Below are 15,750 nucleotides of genomic sequence, written 5' to 3' on the forward strand. Positions count from 1 at the left end.
AGCTATTCTAATGGTGGCACTATGAACATCGAAACCGGCCTGACTTTTGACGACGTCCTTCTCAGGCCGGCGGAAAGCGACATTCTCCCTTCTCAGGCGAGCACCAAGACACGGCTGACGCGGGATATCGGCCTGAACATCCCCGTTCTTTCCTCGGCAATGGACACCGTGACAGAGGCCGAGATGGCGATCGTCATGGCGCAGCTTGGCGGGATCGGCGTGCTCCACCGCAACCTCTCGATCGAGGAACAGTGCGACGCCGTGCGCCGTGTGAAGCGGTTCGAAAGCGGAATGGTGGTCAACCCGATCACGATCAGCCCGGACGCGACCCTGGGTGAGGCGCAGGCCCTGATGACCCGGAACCGGATCAGCGGCATCCCCGTGGTCGATGCATCGGGCAAGCTGCACGGCATCCTGACCAACCGCGACGTGCGCTTCGCAGACAATCCGGGTCAGCCGGTAAAGGAGCTGATGACGCACGAAAACCTCGCTACGGTGAGCGAAGGCGTCAGCCAGGAGGAAGCCCGCCGCCTGCTGCACCAGCGCCGGATCGAAAAGCTGCTGGTGGTGGACAGCGCCTACAAGTGCATTGGCCTGATCACCGTCAAGGACATCGAAAAGGCCGTGCTCAACCCCGATGCGACCAAGGATTCCACCGGCCGCCTGCGCGTGGCGGGGGCGACCACGGTGGGGGACAAGGGATTCGAGCGGACGCAGGCGCTGGTCGATGCGGAATGCGACGTGATCGTCATCGACACGGCGCACGGGCATAACCGCAACGTCGCCCGCGCCGTGGAGCAAGTGAAGAAGCTGTCGAACTCCGTCCAGGTGATCGCCGGGAACGTCGCCACCGCCGAGGCGACCCGCGCGCTGATCGACGCGGGGGCCGATGCGGTGAAGGTCGGGATCGGTCCGGGCTCCATCTGCACGACCCGGATCGTCGCCGGCGTCGGCGTGCCGCAGCTCACTGCTGTGATGGAAAGCGCGGCCGAAGCCGCCAAAAGCGGAGTTCCGGTGATTGCCGACGGCGGCCTCAGGACCAGCGGCGACGCTGCCAAGGCGCTGGCGGCAGGCGCTTCCAGCGTGATGATCGGATCCCTGCTCGCGGGGACCGAGGAAGCGCCGGGCGAGACGTTCCTCTATCAGGGGCGCGCCTACAAGGCCTATCGCGGCATGGGATCGGTCGGCGCGATGGCGCGCGGCAGCGCGGACCGTTACTTCCAGCAGGACGTCAGCGATTCGATGAAGCTGGTGCCCGAAGGGATCGAAGGGCAAGTCCCCTACAAGGGGCCGGCGCGCGACGTGGTCCACCAGCTGGTTGGCGGGATCAAGGCGGCGATGGGCTACACCGGCTCCGCCTCGATCGAGGACCTGCAGCAACGGGCAAAGTTCATCCGCATCACCAATTCCGGCCTTGCCGAAAGCCACGTCCACGACGTGGCGATCACGCGAGAGGCACCGAACTACCCTACGCGATGAGCGTGGCTCCTCCCTTGCCTGATCGGTTTGCCGCATGACCCCGGCTGCGCGCGTTCAGGCTGCGATAGAAATGCTCGACCTGATCGTCGGGGCGGCGCGGGAACAAGGCCCGCCCGCGGACCGCATTCTTGCCGAGTGGTTCCGTGGCCACCGGTTCGCCGGATCGAAGGACCGGCGCGCGATCCGGGATCTGGTCTATGCCGCGATCCGGGCATGCGGCCCCGTGCCGCAGAGCGGGCGCGCCGCGATGCTGCGGCTGGCGGCCGACGACTCGGATCTAGCCCCTTTGTTCGACGGATCGCCCTATGGCCCTGCGCCGGTTATGAGCGGAGAACCCGTGGCGGAAGGCGGGGTTGCTCCGGCTTGGCTGGTGGAACGGCTTGAACGCTCCGGCATCGCGAGGCAGCAGGCCCAGGCGCTGTTGGGCCGCGCGCCGCTCGACGTCCGGGTCAATGCCCTGAGGGCGGATCGCGACACCATCGACTTGCCCGAGCCCGGCGAGCCGCTGGCTCCGGCACAAGGCTTGCGCTTCCCTTCCGGTACTCCGGTGGACCAGTGGTCCGCGTATCAGGACGGGCTGATCGAGGTGCAGGATGGGGGAAGCCAGATTGCCTGCGAAGCTGTTCGAGCGGGACCGGGAGAGACCGTGATCGACTTGTGCGCCGGAGCTGGCGGCAAGACGCTGGCGCTGGCGGCGATGATGCAGAACGAAGGCGCGCTGATCGCCGCCGACACGGACCGGTCGCGTTTGTCGCGCCTGGGGCCGCGGGCTGAACGCGCCGGGGCAAGAATAGCGGAAACGGTGCTGCTGAACCCGGGGCGGGAATTGCAAGCTCTGGCACAGTGGCAGGGCAAGGCGGACGCGGTGCTGATCGACGCGCCCTGCTCTGGCACGGGAACCTGGCGACGCAATCCCGAAGCGCGCTGGCGCCTGACGGAAGCGCAGCTGGCGCGGCTCACGCGGACACAGGAACACCTGCTGGACATCGCGGCCGATTTGCTGCGGCCGGGCGGGCGGCTGGTCTATGTCACATGCTCGCTGCTGGACGAAGAAGGGCCGGACAGGATCGCCGCTTTCCTGTCCAAGCATCCCGGCTGGCAAGCCTCACAGCTCGATCTGCCCCGCGGCGCCGGGCGTGGAACCGGAGTTCGCCTGACTCCGTTTAGCGATGAGACCGACGGGTTTTTCATCGCGGGTGCAGAAAAGCCATGATATTCCTGACGTTGTGATGGCAGTATCCGATCCGTCCTCGCTGCCCGCGCTCAAGGAGTTCGTGATGCGTTACAGCCCTGCCGCCTTTGCCTTGTCCCTGGCGATTGCGCTTACAGCCAGCGTATCCCACGGTGCCGACCGGGAGATCGATCCGCGCGCGCTGGCGCTGGAGGAGCAGGGAAGGGCGCTGCTCGCCGCGGGTGAAGTCCAGGCCGCGGTCGACGATTTTGAAGCGGCGCTGGCGATCGATCCAAGCCACGCACGCCTTTACCTCGATCTGGGAGACGCCGCACGCCAGCAGGGCCTGGATGGCAAGGCGATCCACTACTACCGCGTGGCATTGGACAAAGACCCTGGAAACCTTGCGGCAATCACCGGGGAGGGCATGGCGCTGGTGGAGAAGGGCGCCGTGACGCGGGCCCGGCAGAACCTGGCCCAGCTCCAGTCGCTTTGCGGCACGAACTGCATGGAGACGAAGGAGCTTGCCTCCGTCATCGCACGAGGCCCGCAGCGGACGGTGCTGACCGCCGAAGCTTCGACTCCGGACGAAGGCGTCGTGCAGAACTGAGGCCGGGTTCCGCGAAGCGTCAGATCCTGTCGCGAAACGCGTCCAGAATCGCGGCATAGACTTCGCGCTTGAACGGGACGATCAGGTCAGGCAGCTGCGCCGGATCGGCCCATCGCCACTCGCAGAATTCCGGTGGATCGTGGGCCTCCAGATCGATGTCCGCGTCCTGTCCGGTAAAGCGCGCCAGGAACCAGACTTGCCGCTGGCCCTTGTACCGCCCGCCCCACAGTTTCCCGTCGAGTTCGGGCGGCAGGTCGTAGTAAAGCTCATCCCCCAGCCGATCGATCAACTGGACCTGCCCGGGCCGAACGCCGGTTTCTTCCGCCAGTTCGCGGAAGGCGGCCTGCTCAAGATCCTCTCCATCATCGACGCCGCCCTGGGGCATTTGCCAATAATCGGCCAGCTGGTTGTCGATCCGCTTGCCAACGAAGACTTTCCCGTCGGCGTTGACCAGCATCACCCCGACGCAGGGGCGGTAACGGGCGGGGTTCTTCTCGTTCACAAATGACGCTCCAGCAAAAGTTTGGTGGCTGAGATGATCGCGTGCAGGTCTTTCTGCGCGCTCGGGATCGCCTTACGCAAATTGGCGAAGCCGTGGATCGATCCCCGCATCTCCAGATAGATCACGTCCACCCCGGCTTCCACCAGGCGGGCGGCATAGGCTCGTCCGGAATCGCGCAGCGGATCGAGGGAGGCTGTCGCAACGACAGTCGGCGGCGTGCCCTCGTGCCGGGCAAGGATCGGGTGGTTGCGCGGGTCTTGCGGAACGGGTGCGTAGCTCGCGGTAAAGAACGCCATGGCTCGGCTCGACAGCAGGAAACCTTCCGCAAAGTCGCGGTACGACGGGTGCCGGGTGATGTCGTCGGTCAGCGGATAGATCGGCACCTGCAGCACCACCGGCGCCATCGCCGGGTCTCGGACCAGTGCCTGCGTGGTCACGATCGCAAGATTGCCGCCCGCGCTGTCGCCGATCGGGATCAGGCCGCTGACCTTCAGGCTGAGCTCGTGCGGACTTTTTGCTGCCCAGCGCGCGGCGGCCTCGGCATCTTCGGGTGCAGCGGGGAAGGGGTGCTCCGGCGCCAGCCGGTAATCGACCGCCAGTAGCGGCAGGTCCAGTTCGGCCGCCAATTCGGTGCACAAGGCGTGGTGACTCTCCAGATCGCCCGCCACGAAACCGCCTCCGTGGAGGAACAGCAGCAGCGGCCCGGCCTCCCGACGCTCCGCCTGTGCGTCGTACAGCCGCAGCGGAATGTCTCCGGCAGGCCCGGGGCAGGACAAGTCCCGGATCACCGGCAGGTCACGGGCGGGTCGCTCAACCATCGTCTGCATCGCGCTCATCGACTGCCGCACCTGCTCGATCGGAACCTCGTCCAGTTCCGGCCGCTGAAGTGAGCCGAGGAGGTCGAGAAGGGCGCGTACATCGTCACGCACGTAGGGTTCGGTGTCTGTCATTCGTCTCTTCCCCCATCTGCGTCCGGAAACCCGGGAGTGCCGGTTGCAAGCTCCCCCCATGCGATTGCTTGCGCCACAGAAAAACTTCATTGCGGCAGCGGAACTGCGAACCTACTTCGCTGGTCCAATACAAGCAATCGGCGTGCATCTGGCGCGCGAACAGGAACAGATCATGGCGACCAAAGCGGCCGAACGGCCGGCCGACACCCAGGCTCCCGAAGCGGTAGTGGTTCGTTTTGCGGGCGACAGCGGCGATGGCATGCAGCTGACCGGGGGACAATTCACCCTGTCGACGGCGCTTGCCGGCAACGACCTGGCGACCTTCCCGGATTTCCCGGCGGAAATCCGCGCACCCCAAGGGACGCTGTTCGGTGTGTCCGCCTTCCAGATCAACTTCGGTTCGACCCAGATCGAAACCGCGGGCGACGCGCCCGACGTGCTGGTGGCGATGAACCCCGCGGCGCTGAAGGTGAACCTTGCCGCGCTGAAGCCCGGCGGTCTGATCATCGCGGACAGCGGTGAATTCGGCCAGCGGAACCTCGACAAGGCGAAGTACGACCGTAATCCGCTGGAAGACGGCAGCCTTGTGAAGTGGGACCTGCTGGCGTTCGACATTTCCGCGCTGACGCTGGAAGCGGTCAAGCCGTTCGGCCTCGGCAACAAGGAAGCCCTGCGCTGCAAGAATATGTGGACGCTCGGCCTGGCGCTGTGGATGTTCGATCGCGATCGGGAGCCGATCATCGAATGGCTGCGCGGCAAGTTCCGCAAGGCGCCCGAACTGGCTGAGGCGAATATCGCCGCGCTCAACGCCGGCCACGCCTATGGCGAGACCGCTGAGATCTCGGGTCCGCTGAAGAAGCTCCACTTGCCGGCCGTGGAAGCCGAGCCCGGGCTCTACCGCACGATCACCGGAGCGGAATCGGTCTCGCTTGGCCTCGTGGCGGGCGCGCAGCTAGCCGAGCTGCCGCTGTTCTTCGGCGGTTACCCGATCACTCCGGCGTCCGCGATCCTGCATCACCTGGCGCGGCTGAAGGAATTCGGCGTCACCACTTTCCAGGCGGAAGACGAGATCGCGGCGGTCTGCGCAGCGATCGGCGCGTCCTACGCGGGGCAACTGGGCGTGACCAGCTCGTCCGGCCCCGGCATCGCGCTCAAGACGGAAGCCATGGGACTCGCGATCATGACCGAGCTGCCGCTGGTGATCGTCAACTCGCAGCGCGGCGGACCGTCCACGGGCCTGCCGACCAAGACCGAGCAGAGCGATCTTTACCAGGCGGTTTACGGCCGCAACGGCGACGCGCCGATGCCTGTGGTCGCGGCCCGCAGCCCGGCCGATGCGTTCGAATGCGCGATCGAGGCTTGCCGCCTCGCCACGCAGTACATGACGCCCGTGATGCTGCTGACCGATGGCTACATCGCCAACGCCGCCGAACCCTGGAAGGTGCCTGATCCCGCCAGCTATGAACCGTTCCCGGTGACCTTCCTGGAAGAGAAGAACGCAGGGGACGACCTGCTGCCCTACAAGCGTGACGAGAAGGGCGCGCGTCCCTGGATCAAGGCCGGCACTCCCGGCCTGATGCATCGGATCGGCGGGATCGAGAAACACGTCGAAACCGGCAACATCGATTATTCGCCCGCGAACCACCAGGCGATGACGGATCTTCGGAAGAACAAGATCGAAGGCATTGCCGTCCCTGACCAGGACGTCGTGCTTGGCAATCAGCGGGGCGCCCTTGCGGTGGTCGGCTGGGGCTCCACTTTCGGACCGATCCATCAGGCGGTGCGCCGCGCGCGCAAGGCAGGGCTGGATGTCAGCCACATCCACGTGCGCCATATCTGGCCGCTCCCGAAGAACTTGGGCGAGCTGCTGGCCGGTTTCGACCGCGTGCTGATGCCGGAAATGAACACAGGCCAGTTCAAGACGGTGCTGCGCGACCAGTTCCTCGTCCAAGCGGAAAGCCTGACGAAGACAAGCGGCCAGCCGTTCTCGATTGCCGAGATCGAAGAAGCTATCGCGAAGTACTTCGACGGAATTCTGGGCAACGAAGGCGGTACGGCGCCGTTCGATCCCGGCCAGTTGCCGGAGCCGCTCTCCGGCTACGACGATGGTACCTATCCCCCGCGCGATGCTGGCGCGGCGGAGCCGAATACCGGCTCCGACACCAAGGCGGTTAACCAATGAACGACATGACCCCCATCACCACCACGCTGAAGGACTGGGAGACCGACCAGGAAGTTCGCTGGTGCCCCGGCTGCGGCGACTACGCGATCCTCAAGGCGGTGCAGCGCACCCTGCCGCAGCTTGGCGCCGATCCGGCGAAGACCGTGTTCGTGTCCGGCATCGGCTGCTCCAGCCGGTTTCCGTATTACGTCGAAAGCTATGGCTTCCATACGATCCACGGCCGCGCGCCTGCGTTCGCGACCGGGATCAAGCTCGCCAATCCGGACCTGGACGTCTGGCTGGTAACCGGCGACGGCGATGGCCTTTCGATCGGCGGCAACCACCTGATGCATGTGTTGCGGCGGAACGTGAACATGCAGATCATGCTGTTCAACAACGAGATCTACGGCCTCACCAAGGGCCAGTTCTCGCCCACCAGCCGAATCGGCACCACTTCGCCGTCTACTCCGCTTGGCTCCATCGACCGGCCCGCGAACCCGTGCGCGTTCGCACTGGGCGCGGGAGCGCGCTTCGTGGCGCGGGCCTATGACATTTCGAAGGAACTTCCCGATGCGCTGAAGGCTGCGCATGCCCATCAAGGCGCGGCGTTTGTGGAGATCTTCCAGAACTGCATCGTCTACAACAAGGACGTGTTCGAAGGCTTCACCGATAAGAAGAACGCGCCGCAGAACCAGCTTTGGCTGACCGACGGGGAACCGATGCTGTTCGGCTCCGAAAAGTCCGGCGGGATCAAGGGCATTGCGCTCGATCTTGACCGGCTGGAACTGAAGGTGGTCGACGTTGCGGACGGCAACTGGCAGGATGCCGGCGTGCTGGTCCACAACGCGAAGAACCGCACGATCGCGCACTTGCTTATCGAAATGCCTTTCGGGCCGTTCCCGATGGCGCTCGGCGTGATCTACGACGATCCGGCCCCGACATTCGAAAGCGCGGTGATCGAACAAAACATTGCTGCCAGTGCGGGCAAGGAAGCGAGCCTGGCGAAGCTGCTTGCCAAGGGGCAGACCTGGACCGTCGACGGCACCGCGCAAGACCCGAACTGATCCCTCTCGGCCGGAGAGGGCGAAACCGCTTCGGCTGACAGCACCGGCAAGGTAGGTTGAGGAACAATGGACAACCTCACCCACAGCCTTGCCGGCGCGCTGATCGGGCAAGCGGGGCTCAAACGCCGAACCGGGCTGGCGATGCCCGCGCTGATCATCGGCGCGAATCTGCCGGATATCGACGCGACCTGTGCCTTGCTCGGCACCCGAAGCCTCGCGCTCCGGCGCGGACTCACCCACGGTCCGATTGCCTGGGTGATCCTGCCGCTGGCGCTGGCTCTAATCCTCTACGCCTACGATCGCTGGCAAACCCAACAGGGAACGCGGCCTGAAGAACGGCTGCCGGTTCGCTTCAGTTGGCTGTTTGCCTTGGCCTTCCTCGCCTGCCTCACGCATCCTGCCCTCGACTGGCTGAACAGCTACGGCATCCGCTTCCTGGAGCCGTTTAGCCACCGCTGGTTCTATGGCGATGTGCTGTTCATCATCGATGTGTGGCTGTGGGTCATCCTCGGGCTGGCCGCGTGGATTTCCCGGCGGCGGGAAAAGCGCGGCGGGAACTGGCCAATGCCCGCGCGCATCGGCTTGATGCTGGCGCTGGCCTATATCGGGGGCAATCTGGTGATCAGCCGGGTGGATGCCCGATCGACCCATCAAAACCATGCCTTTGCGCGGGTGGTAATTGCCAGCCCGGTTCCAGTCCAGTTCTGGAACCGGCAAACGATTCTAGGCGACGGAACGGGGCGGTGGCTGGTGGATGGCGCCCGATACGGGGAAGTTCGACTCGCGAGCTGCGATCTTGCCGCTGTAGCCAGAGTTGATCCCGAAGCCGCCGCTTTCCTGTTCTGGTCACGAGCGCCGTTTGTCGAACGTGCGGGAGAAGGCTGGAGCTTGCGCGATGCGCGGTTCGCCGGATCGATGGCCAGCGACCGTTTCAGCGTCCCGCTACCACCGGGTACTTGCTGACGCGAGACGCCTAGGCCGCACAGCGGCGTGCCCGCTCCGACCCCTTGGGGTCTCCTGAGTCCTGGTCTGAGACGCTTGCGGAGCGTGCGAGCAGGGACGCGCGGCCGGCGGTCTGCCGCTTATGGTAGCCCGACTCTTGCGGGAGACGGCGGAGCGGGTTCAGGCGAGGGGCTTGGGGGCAAAACTTCCGGCTTGGTGCGGCCTCGCTCCGGCGTAAACTCGGGCACGATGCGTTTCAGCGTCGCGCGTGCCTCGCGCAGTTCCCGATGCGCGAGTTGGTCCTGCAATTCCGCCAGCAGACGGTCCAGCTCCGACTGAGGAATAAACCCTTCCCGAGCGCGCAGGATCCGGGGGTGCGACGAGGGTATCGGGTTGTTGCCGATCAGCAGCTCTTCGTAGAGCTTCTCGCCCGGCCGCAAACCGGTGACCCGGATTTCGATGTCGCCGTCGGGATTGTCTTCGTCGCGCAGGGTAAGGCCCGACAGCGCGACCATGTTCCGCGCCAGATCCAAAATTCGCACAGGTTCGCCCATGTCCAGAACGAAGACGTCGCCGCCCGTGGCCATTGCACCGGCCTGAATGACCAGTTGCGCGGCTTCGGGGATAGTCATGAAGTAACGGGTCATCTCGAGATGGGTGAGCGTGATTGGCCCACCGTCGAGAATCTGTGATCGGAACAGGGGGACAACCGACCCGCTGGAGCCAAGGACGTTTCCAAAGCGAACCATCGAAAAGCAGGTTACGGGATGTAACGCGGCCATCGCCTGCAGCACGTTTTCGGCCGCTCGTTTGCTGGCTCCCATTACGTTGGTTGGGCGGACCGCCTTGTCGGTGCTGATGAGGACGAAATTTTCCACCTCGTAGGCCACGGCGAGTTCCGCGACCGTCCGCGTGCCAAAAGTGTTGTTCGCAATGCCTTCAGCGATATTCGCCTCGACCAGCGGCACGTGCTTGTATGCCGCGGCGTGGAAGATCGTGGACGGCCGCCATTCGGCCATGATGCTTTCGATCAGGTCCCGGTCTCGTACCGATGCCAGCAGCGGTACAAGCTGAATGCCGCTCGAGGCGATGCGCTTCTGCAGGTCGAGCTCGATGGCGTAGAGGGCGTACTCGCTCGAATCGATCAGCAGCAGCACCGCGGGATCGTAGCGTGTGATCTGACGGCAGATTTCCTGCCCGATCGATCCGCCCGCCCCGGTGACGAGCACGACTTTGCCTTCGATGTTCCGGCGCATCAGCGCTTCGTCAGGCGTGATGGGAAGCCGGCCGAGCAGGTCGTCCACGTCGACTTCGTGCAATTCGCCGATCGAAACCTTGCCGCGCGCGATGTCGAGCACTGCGGGAAGTGTTTTCACGCGCAAGTCGTGGTTCTTCAGCATCTCCACGATCGCCGCGCGCCGCGCCCGGCTGCAGGATGGCATGGCCAGCAGCACGTCCGCCACTTCGAAACGTTCGACGAGGCGCCCGACATCGGTTCCGGCAAAGACGGGCAATCCGTTGACCGTTCCTCCGATGAGCTGCGGGTCGTCGTCAAGGTAGCCGATCAGGCGCATGGCCCTGCTGTCCGTGATGGCCGAGGCAAGCTGGCGGCCGGCGGATCCCGCACCGTAGATCAGCACGCCGGGTTCGCGATTGCGGCCCTCGAACCCGGGTGGTGCTTCGCTCAGCCAGCGCTGAACGAGGATTCGTGATGCGGCCACCAGCAGCAGCACCACGATGGGCTGCAGAAGGCCGATTGTCCGCGGCACACGGGGAACGCCGTAGATCGTGAAAATGAGAAAGTAGACGGCACCGTAAGCCGCGACGGCTTTCGTGATCATCAACGCGGCAGACCAGCCGGAATACCGGAAAATCGCGCGGTAGAGGCCGAATCGCACGAATATCGGGAGAGCGAGGATCAGCGCGGCTCCGATCGGCGTGAGCAGATCATAGCCGTCCGGAATCTTGCCGATACGCAGGTAGAACGCCAGCCATGTCGCAGTCACAAGCAGAAAGCCGTCGAAGACGAGCGCGATTGCACGCTTTCCGTTGCGCGGGAGGCCAATCAGGTGCGCAGAAAACTGCCGGAAATCAGGCATTTATATGTCTCTTCGCATGAGGTGTATAGGCGGAAGGGCAAGATTAATGATGAACACCCTTTTTCCCGACTACGCTCGCCAAAGTGAGGAAGATGATCCGCACGTCGAACGCGAAAGTCTTGCGTTCCATGTATTCGCGTTCGAGATCCACCTTTCGGGGTATCGACAATTCGTCGCGTCCGTTGACCTGCGCCCAGCCGGTAACCCCCGGCACCAGTCGATCTATTCCGTGCTGCGTCCGCAGCGCGATCAGATCGCCCTGGTTGAACAAGGCGGGGCGCGGCCCGACCAGCGACATATCACCGCGAAGCACGCTCCACAGCTGCGGAATCTCGTCGAGGCTCGTGGTGCGGAGCAATCTTCCGATGGGAATCAGTACGGCATCAGGATCACGCAGCAGGTGCGTTGCAACGGGCGGTGTGTCGCGGCGCATGGTGCGGAACTTTGGCATCCGGAACAGTCGGTTTCCACGTCCGACCCGCTCGGACCAATACAGGACCGGACGCCCGTCGGACATCCAGATCGCCAGCGCAACACCGGCAGCCAGCGGAGCGACAAGCGGCAGTGAGGCGACCACGACAGCGATATCGAACAGACGCTTAACCATGACAATTCCAGATGATGTTCGCGATCCCCTTAGCGGTGTGTGACGCCGAATGGAACTACGCAACATGTCGGTGCCGCCTTCCTTTCTCGGAAGAATTTGCCATAGAGCCGGCATGTACGGCACGCGCCTCCCCTTGCTTGTAATCGGCGGCAACAGCGCGATCGGGCGCCATATTCTCGAACTCCTACCCGATGCTCGCGCCATCGCCCGGGACGGCGGCGGCGGGCATGTGAGCGCGGTAGGCAGCTATTTCGACCTTGCTCCCGATGCATTTGCAGGGGTGCACACGGTGATAAACTGCGCTGGGCTGGTCCAGGGCGGAGAGGATGAGCTGCGACGAGTCAACTGCGACCTGCAGCAGGAACTTGCTGAGAAGGCGAGGGCGGCAGGCGTGGCCCGGTACGTGGCAATTGGCTCGTTCTCCATCTTCGGGGCTCGCGAACAGATCACCGCCGGGCTTCAGCCTGATCCGATCGATGCCTACGGCCGCTCCAAGCTTGAAGGGGAGCGGCGCCTCGCGGCGGCGCAGGGGGAGGGATTTGGCGTCCTCAGCGTTGCGTTTCCCGCCATCATTGGCACGAGCCGGCCCGGTAAAGTGGAGCGCATGCTGCACATCTGGCGCCGTACACGCGTTTGGCCGATGCCTGCGGGCGACGTCCAGCGGTCGATGATCGGTGCAAAGGCCGCTGCACGCGTGCTGGTCGCAGCAGGCAGCAGCGATCGGACCGGGAGAGTGCTGGCCGCCGACCCTGTGCCGTTTACCTATCGCAGCGCGGCGCAGTGGATGCGGGAGGATCTTGGCGCCCGTGTGGGGCTGGCCCGTGTTCCAGGCGCCGTGGAAGCGCTGTTTGCCGCATCGGCGCCAGGGCTTCATCGCTCCCTGATGGCGGACAGCATGCTCCGTCCCGACGACAACTTCATGTCCACGCAGCGCCTCGAAAGTTCGCTCCGGCCCGAGCTCGTCGCTTCTGCCAAGAGGAAATCCGCCTTGTGACCAAACCCGTTCTCTGGGTCGTATCGGAATTGTTCTATCCCGAGACTACGTCCACCGGCTACTTCCTTACCGGCATCGCGGAAGGGCTGACCGATCGTTTCGACGTGCGCGCGCTATGCAGCCGGCCCACGTACAGCGAACGTGGGCAAGCAGTCCCACAGCAAGAAGTGCACGAGGGCGTCCACATTCGCCGGGTGCGCTCGACGAGTTTCTCAAAGGACTTCTTGCCGGGGCGTATTTTGAACATGGTGACGTTCAGCGCGGCCGCAGCGCTGACTGCGCTGTTCCGCTTCGGCAAGCATGACCACGTCCTTGTCGTGACGAACCCGCCGCTTGTCACGTTGTTGATCGGAGTCATCTTGCGGGTGCGCGGGTTGAGAGGCGTCTTGCTCGTGCACGATGTCTATCCTGAAGTGCTCCATGCGACCGGACATCTCCGGCCGGAGGGGGCCGGGAGCCGGGTGGTCAGCCGTATGATGCGGTGGGTGTTTCGATCCTACGACGAGGTCGTGGTGCTGGGCCGCGACATGGCGGAACTGATCCGGCGCAAGATAGGTGCGGGCTGGCCAATCACGATCATTCCGAACTGGGGGGACCCGGCAGAGGTGCAGCCGCTAGTCCGTTCGGCGAACCCGTTTGCGCAGCAGCATGGCCTGGTCGACAAGACGGTGGTCCAGTTCTCGGGGAACCTGGGTCGGACGCATGATGTGGAGACCGTGCTGGAAGCAGCCCGCCGCCTGCAGCAGCGGGATCGGCTGCGATTCCTGTTCGTGGGATCGGGCGGGAAAACGGGCCGGATCGAGAAGACCGCCGAAAGTCTTCCCAACGTTCTCTTCGCCCCAAGGCAGCCGCGCGAGATGCTGGGCCCGATGCTGTCCTGTTCGGACGCGACGCTGATTGCCTTCACCGACAACATGCTCGGCGTCTCCGTGCCCAGCCGCATGTACAACGTGATGGCGGCGGCCGCGCCGATCGTGGCGCTGGCCGACGAACGCTCGGAACTCGCGCAAGTCGTGCGCGAAGAGGGGTGCGGCTGGACATTGCGTACCGGAGACGTCGACGGGCTGTGTGCATTGCTTGAACACATCGACAGCGAAGCAGGGCAGGCCGAGGCGCGCCGGCGCGGCGCGGCCGGTCGGGAAGCCATGCTGCAGCATTACACCGCGCCTGTGGTGATCGAGCAGTTCGCCGAGGTGCTTTCCGCGCGCAAGTAGCGCAGCGGCAAAGTTTTCAGGCGCTACGTTTCCCGTTGCGCAACTCGGCCACTTCGCCCTTCAGAGTTTCGACCTCGCTAGCGAGCTCCTGCACGGCCTTGATGAGTGGGGCGATCAGTTCCGCGTAGCCCAGCGACAGGACATCTTCCCCGCCACCGCGCGCGTGATCCTGGAAGCCGCCGAAATCGGTTCCCGTACGATTGATGACGTCGCGAACTTCCTGGGCCACGAGACCATGATGATATCTCTGGCGCTTCTGGCTCTGTGTGCCTGCCGCCACAGCTTCGGCTGAGTTGTAATCGTCGCGCAGGTTCCAGCGGAAGTCGACCGGTCGCAGGGCCCTGATGAAGGAAAGGCCCAACCGGGTGTCCCGGATGTCGGCCTTGTCACGCTCATCCGATCGCAGTTGCAGCGGGGCAAAGGCATGGGGCACCGCGTGTGAATTGCCGAGCTGCACCTGATTGCTGCCCGTGACCGCGGCGCCTGTGCCAAGGCCGGTGCAGTTGTCCCACCCCTTCAGGGTCCCGAGTGCGCGCGATCCCACCGCCGTGTTGCCGTTTCCGGTCATGAGCAGGAGCAAGGCGTCACGTCCGACTGCGGTGTTGTCGGTCGCATTTCCCTGTGCGGAACTCAGCGCATAGCTGCCGATGCCCGTATTGCTGTTGCCTGAGACGAGGTTGGTCAGCGTTCCGATGCCGACGCACACGTTGTAGTTGCCTGTCTTCGACCGCATCAGCGCTTCTGAGCCGATTGCGGTGTTGAGATTCCCGCTGACGTTCGCGTTCATCGCGACGTGGCCTATGGCAATGTTGCTGCCGGTCGTTTGCCCCTCAAGCGCAGCCCACCCTATGGCAAGGTTGTTGTTCCCCTCGTTCACAACCAGGGCATAGGCACCAAGGGAGACATTGCAGCTGCCGTTCGTTCCGGTGATCTGGCTTTGGGGACCGATGGCCGCATTCCACTGGCCAGTCGTGTTGTCGCGCAAAGAGTAGGCCCCAAGCGCTATGTTCTCGAAGCCGGTCGTGTTTTCCTGGAGCGCGAAGTCACCGATGGCGAGGTTCGCATCACCAAGGGCAAAGTAGCTGCCGGGGTATCCGGGGGCTTCCTGGCCCCGCGCACCCGTAGCGTCACCTACCACGCTGGAAAGGGCTCGGTTTCCGATGGCAACAGAGCTGCGAACATGCTCGGCGGATGCGAGGGCATCGACGCCCCACGCGAAGTTGTTATGGCCTCCGACATTGGAATGCAGCGCTCGCAGGCCGCGGGCTTCGTTCCCGACCCGGATGTAACCCCCCGGCGGCTCCGCCAGCGGAGTCTCGTCGACGTTTTTCTGAGTGACCGCGCCCGTCCCGGCGAAACCTGCGCCAAGCCCGATTTCCACGCGCTCCGGCAGAATGACGGCATGGCCCCCGTGACTCACCAGCGCACCCGGCTCAAAGCGCAAGGTGACGTTGCGATAGGCAGACCAGTCCGCGTCGGTGGCCAGAGACCAGTTCCCCTTGGGGAACACCAGGGAAGCGGGGTTATCCATACCCAGTGACGTCAAGGCAAGGTGCACCGCCGGCGCGATGCTGTTGCCCTCGACCGCCCCGAAGTCGGTGATGTAGACCACTTCCGACAGGCGCTGCTCTAAAGGACGCGGAACCGCCCAGGGTCTTTGCAGGCGATAGAGGTCATTCTCGACCGGGTCCGAAGCGCTCAGCCTTGCAAGGGGGACAGTAGCCCCGGTTGCAGCCAGACCGGCCAGCGCACGACGGGTGAATCTTGGCAAAGCTTCGTCTCCTAGACGACCACTCCGGGTACTGTCTTCAAGCTCGGGAGGGGCGTGTCGGCAGGGGTACAAGGCCAGCGAGAGCTTGTCGACGGCTCACCAGCCGGCAGGTTCGATGAGGTGAGGCGGAAGCGCATAGTTTATCTCGCATCCCGCCGGGGTGTTTGATATAGGCCCGTCTTCCGG

General features: G+C 64.4%; 13 protein-coding genes. 8 read left to right on the plus strand and 5 right to left on the minus strand.

All coding sequences use genetic code 11. From position 1 onward, the window contains the following. The first annotated feature begins 21 nt into the window (after nucleotides 1-21). Genes guaB through ELY13_RS04135 form a run of 3 tightly spaced genes read left to right on the plus strand, consistent with a single transcriptional unit; the run spans nucleotide 22 to nucleotide 3,260 of the window. Entirely contained in the window at nucleotides 22-1,479 is a 1,458-nt protein-coding gene (guaB, locus tag ELY13_RS04125; RefSeq protein ID WP_126172634.1) for an IMP dehydrogenase, read from the plus strand. 34 nt (nucleotides 1,480-1,513) lie between these two features. Continuing rightward, entirely contained in the window at nucleotides 1,514-2,692 is a 1,179-nt protein-coding gene (locus ELY13_RS04130) for an RsmB/NOP family class I SAM-dependent RNA methyltransferase (RefSeq protein ID WP_126172635.1), read from the plus strand. Nucleotides 2,693-2,708: 16 nt separating this feature from the next. After that, complete coding sequence (locus ELY13_RS04135; RefSeq protein WP_241233539.1) at nucleotides 2,709-3,260, plus strand: tetratricopeptide repeat protein; 552 nt, start codon at nucleotides 2,709-2,711, stop codon at nucleotides 3,258-3,260. A 19-nt stretch (nucleotides 3,261-3,279) separates the two neighbouring features. On the opposite strand, the gene ELY13_RS04140 is transcribed toward ELY13_RS04135, so the two are convergent. Beyond that, nucleotides 3,280-3,762, minus strand: a complete 483-nt coding sequence (locus tag ELY13_RS04140; protein ID WP_126172637.1) for an RNA pyrophosphohydrolase — start codon at nucleotides 3,760-3,762, stop codon at nucleotides 3,280-3,282. Continuing rightward, the gene (locus tag ELY13_RS04145) at nucleotides 3,759-4,712 is read right to left on the minus strand and encodes an alpha/beta hydrolase (RefSeq protein ID WP_126172638.1); all 954 of its coding nucleotides are present in this window, start codon (nucleotides 4,710-4,712) and stop codon (nucleotides 3,759-3,761) included. Before ELY13_RS04145 ends, ELY13_RS04140 begins: the two co-directional genes overlap by 4 nt. 172 nt (nucleotides 4,713-4,884) lie before the next feature. On the opposite strand from ELY13_RS04145, the gene ELY13_RS04150 reads away from it, so the two are divergent. The 3 genes from ELY13_RS04150 (at nucleotide 4,885) to ELY13_RS04160 (ending at nucleotide 8,900) form a co-directional block, all read left to right on the plus strand. Then, entirely contained in the window at nucleotides 4,885-6,894 is a 2,010-nt protein-coding gene (locus tag ELY13_RS04150; protein WP_126172639.1) for a 2-oxoacid:acceptor oxidoreductase subunit alpha, read from the plus strand. Further along, nucleotides 6,891-7,937, plus strand: a complete 1,047-nt coding sequence (locus tag ELY13_RS04155) for a 2-oxoacid:ferredoxin oxidoreductase subunit beta (protein WP_126172640.1) — start codon at nucleotides 6,891-6,893, stop codon at nucleotides 7,935-7,937. The genes ELY13_RS04150 and ELY13_RS04155 overlap by 4 nt, the downstream gene beginning before the upstream one ends. 66 nt (nucleotides 7,938-8,003) lie before the next feature. Continuing rightward, nucleotides 8,004-8,900, plus strand: a complete 897-nt coding sequence (locus ELY13_RS04160; protein WP_126172641.1) for a metal-dependent hydrolase — start codon at nucleotides 8,004-8,006, stop codon at nucleotides 8,898-8,900. Between the two features lie 119 nt (nucleotides 8,901-9,019). Here the strand turns inward: ELY13_RS04160 and ELY13_RS04165 are convergent, their stop codons facing one another. Then, nucleotides 9,020-10,978 carry a polysaccharide biosynthesis protein gene (locus ELY13_RS04165; protein WP_126172642.1) on the minus strand — a complete coding sequence of 653 codons (1,959 nt, stop codon included), beginning with the start codon at nucleotides 10,976-10,978 and terminating at the stop codon, nucleotides 9,020-9,022. A gap of 43 nt (nucleotides 10,979-11,021) precedes the next feature. Then, complete coding sequence (locus ELY13_RS04170) at nucleotides 11,022-11,585, minus strand: sugar transferase (RefSeq protein ID WP_206435978.1); 564 nt, start codon at nucleotides 11,583-11,585, stop codon at nucleotides 11,022-11,024. Nucleotides 11,586-11,697: 112 nt separating this feature from the next. Here ELY13_RS04170 and ELY13_RS04175 point away from each other — a divergent pair, with 112 nt between their 5' ends. Together ELY13_RS04175 and ELY13_RS04180 are read left to right on the plus strand one after the other, a co-directional pair. After that, the gene (locus ELY13_RS04175) at nucleotides 11,698-12,579 is read left to right on the plus strand and encodes an NAD-dependent epimerase/dehydratase family protein (RefSeq protein ID WP_164549692.1); all 882 of its coding nucleotides are present in this window, start codon (nucleotides 11,698-11,700) and stop codon (nucleotides 12,577-12,579) included. After that, nucleotides 12,576-13,793 (plus strand): glycosyltransferase family 4 protein, encoded by a 1,218-nt coding sequence (locus ELY13_RS04180; protein ID WP_126172644.1) that lies wholly within the window; start codon nucleotides 12,576-12,578, stop codon nucleotides 13,791-13,793. Before ELY13_RS04175 ends, ELY13_RS04180 begins: the two co-directional genes overlap by 4 nt. A gap of 16 nt (nucleotides 13,794-13,809) precedes the next feature. Here ELY13_RS04180 and ELY13_RS04185 read toward each other — a convergent pair whose 3' ends face one another. Next, nucleotides 13,810-15,564: a tail fiber domain-containing protein gene (locus tag ELY13_RS04185; protein WP_126172645.1), complete on the minus strand. Its 1,755-nt coding sequence runs from the start codon at nucleotides 15,562-15,564 to the stop codon at nucleotides 13,810-13,812. Nucleotides 15,565-15,750 lie beyond the last annotated feature (186 nt).

It is taken from the genome of Altericroceibacterium xinjiangense, assembly GCF_003958635.1.
Taxonomy (GTDB): domain Bacteria; phylum Pseudomonadota; class Alphaproteobacteria; order Sphingomonadales; family Sphingomonadaceae; genus Altericroceibacterium_A; species Altericroceibacterium_A xinjiangense.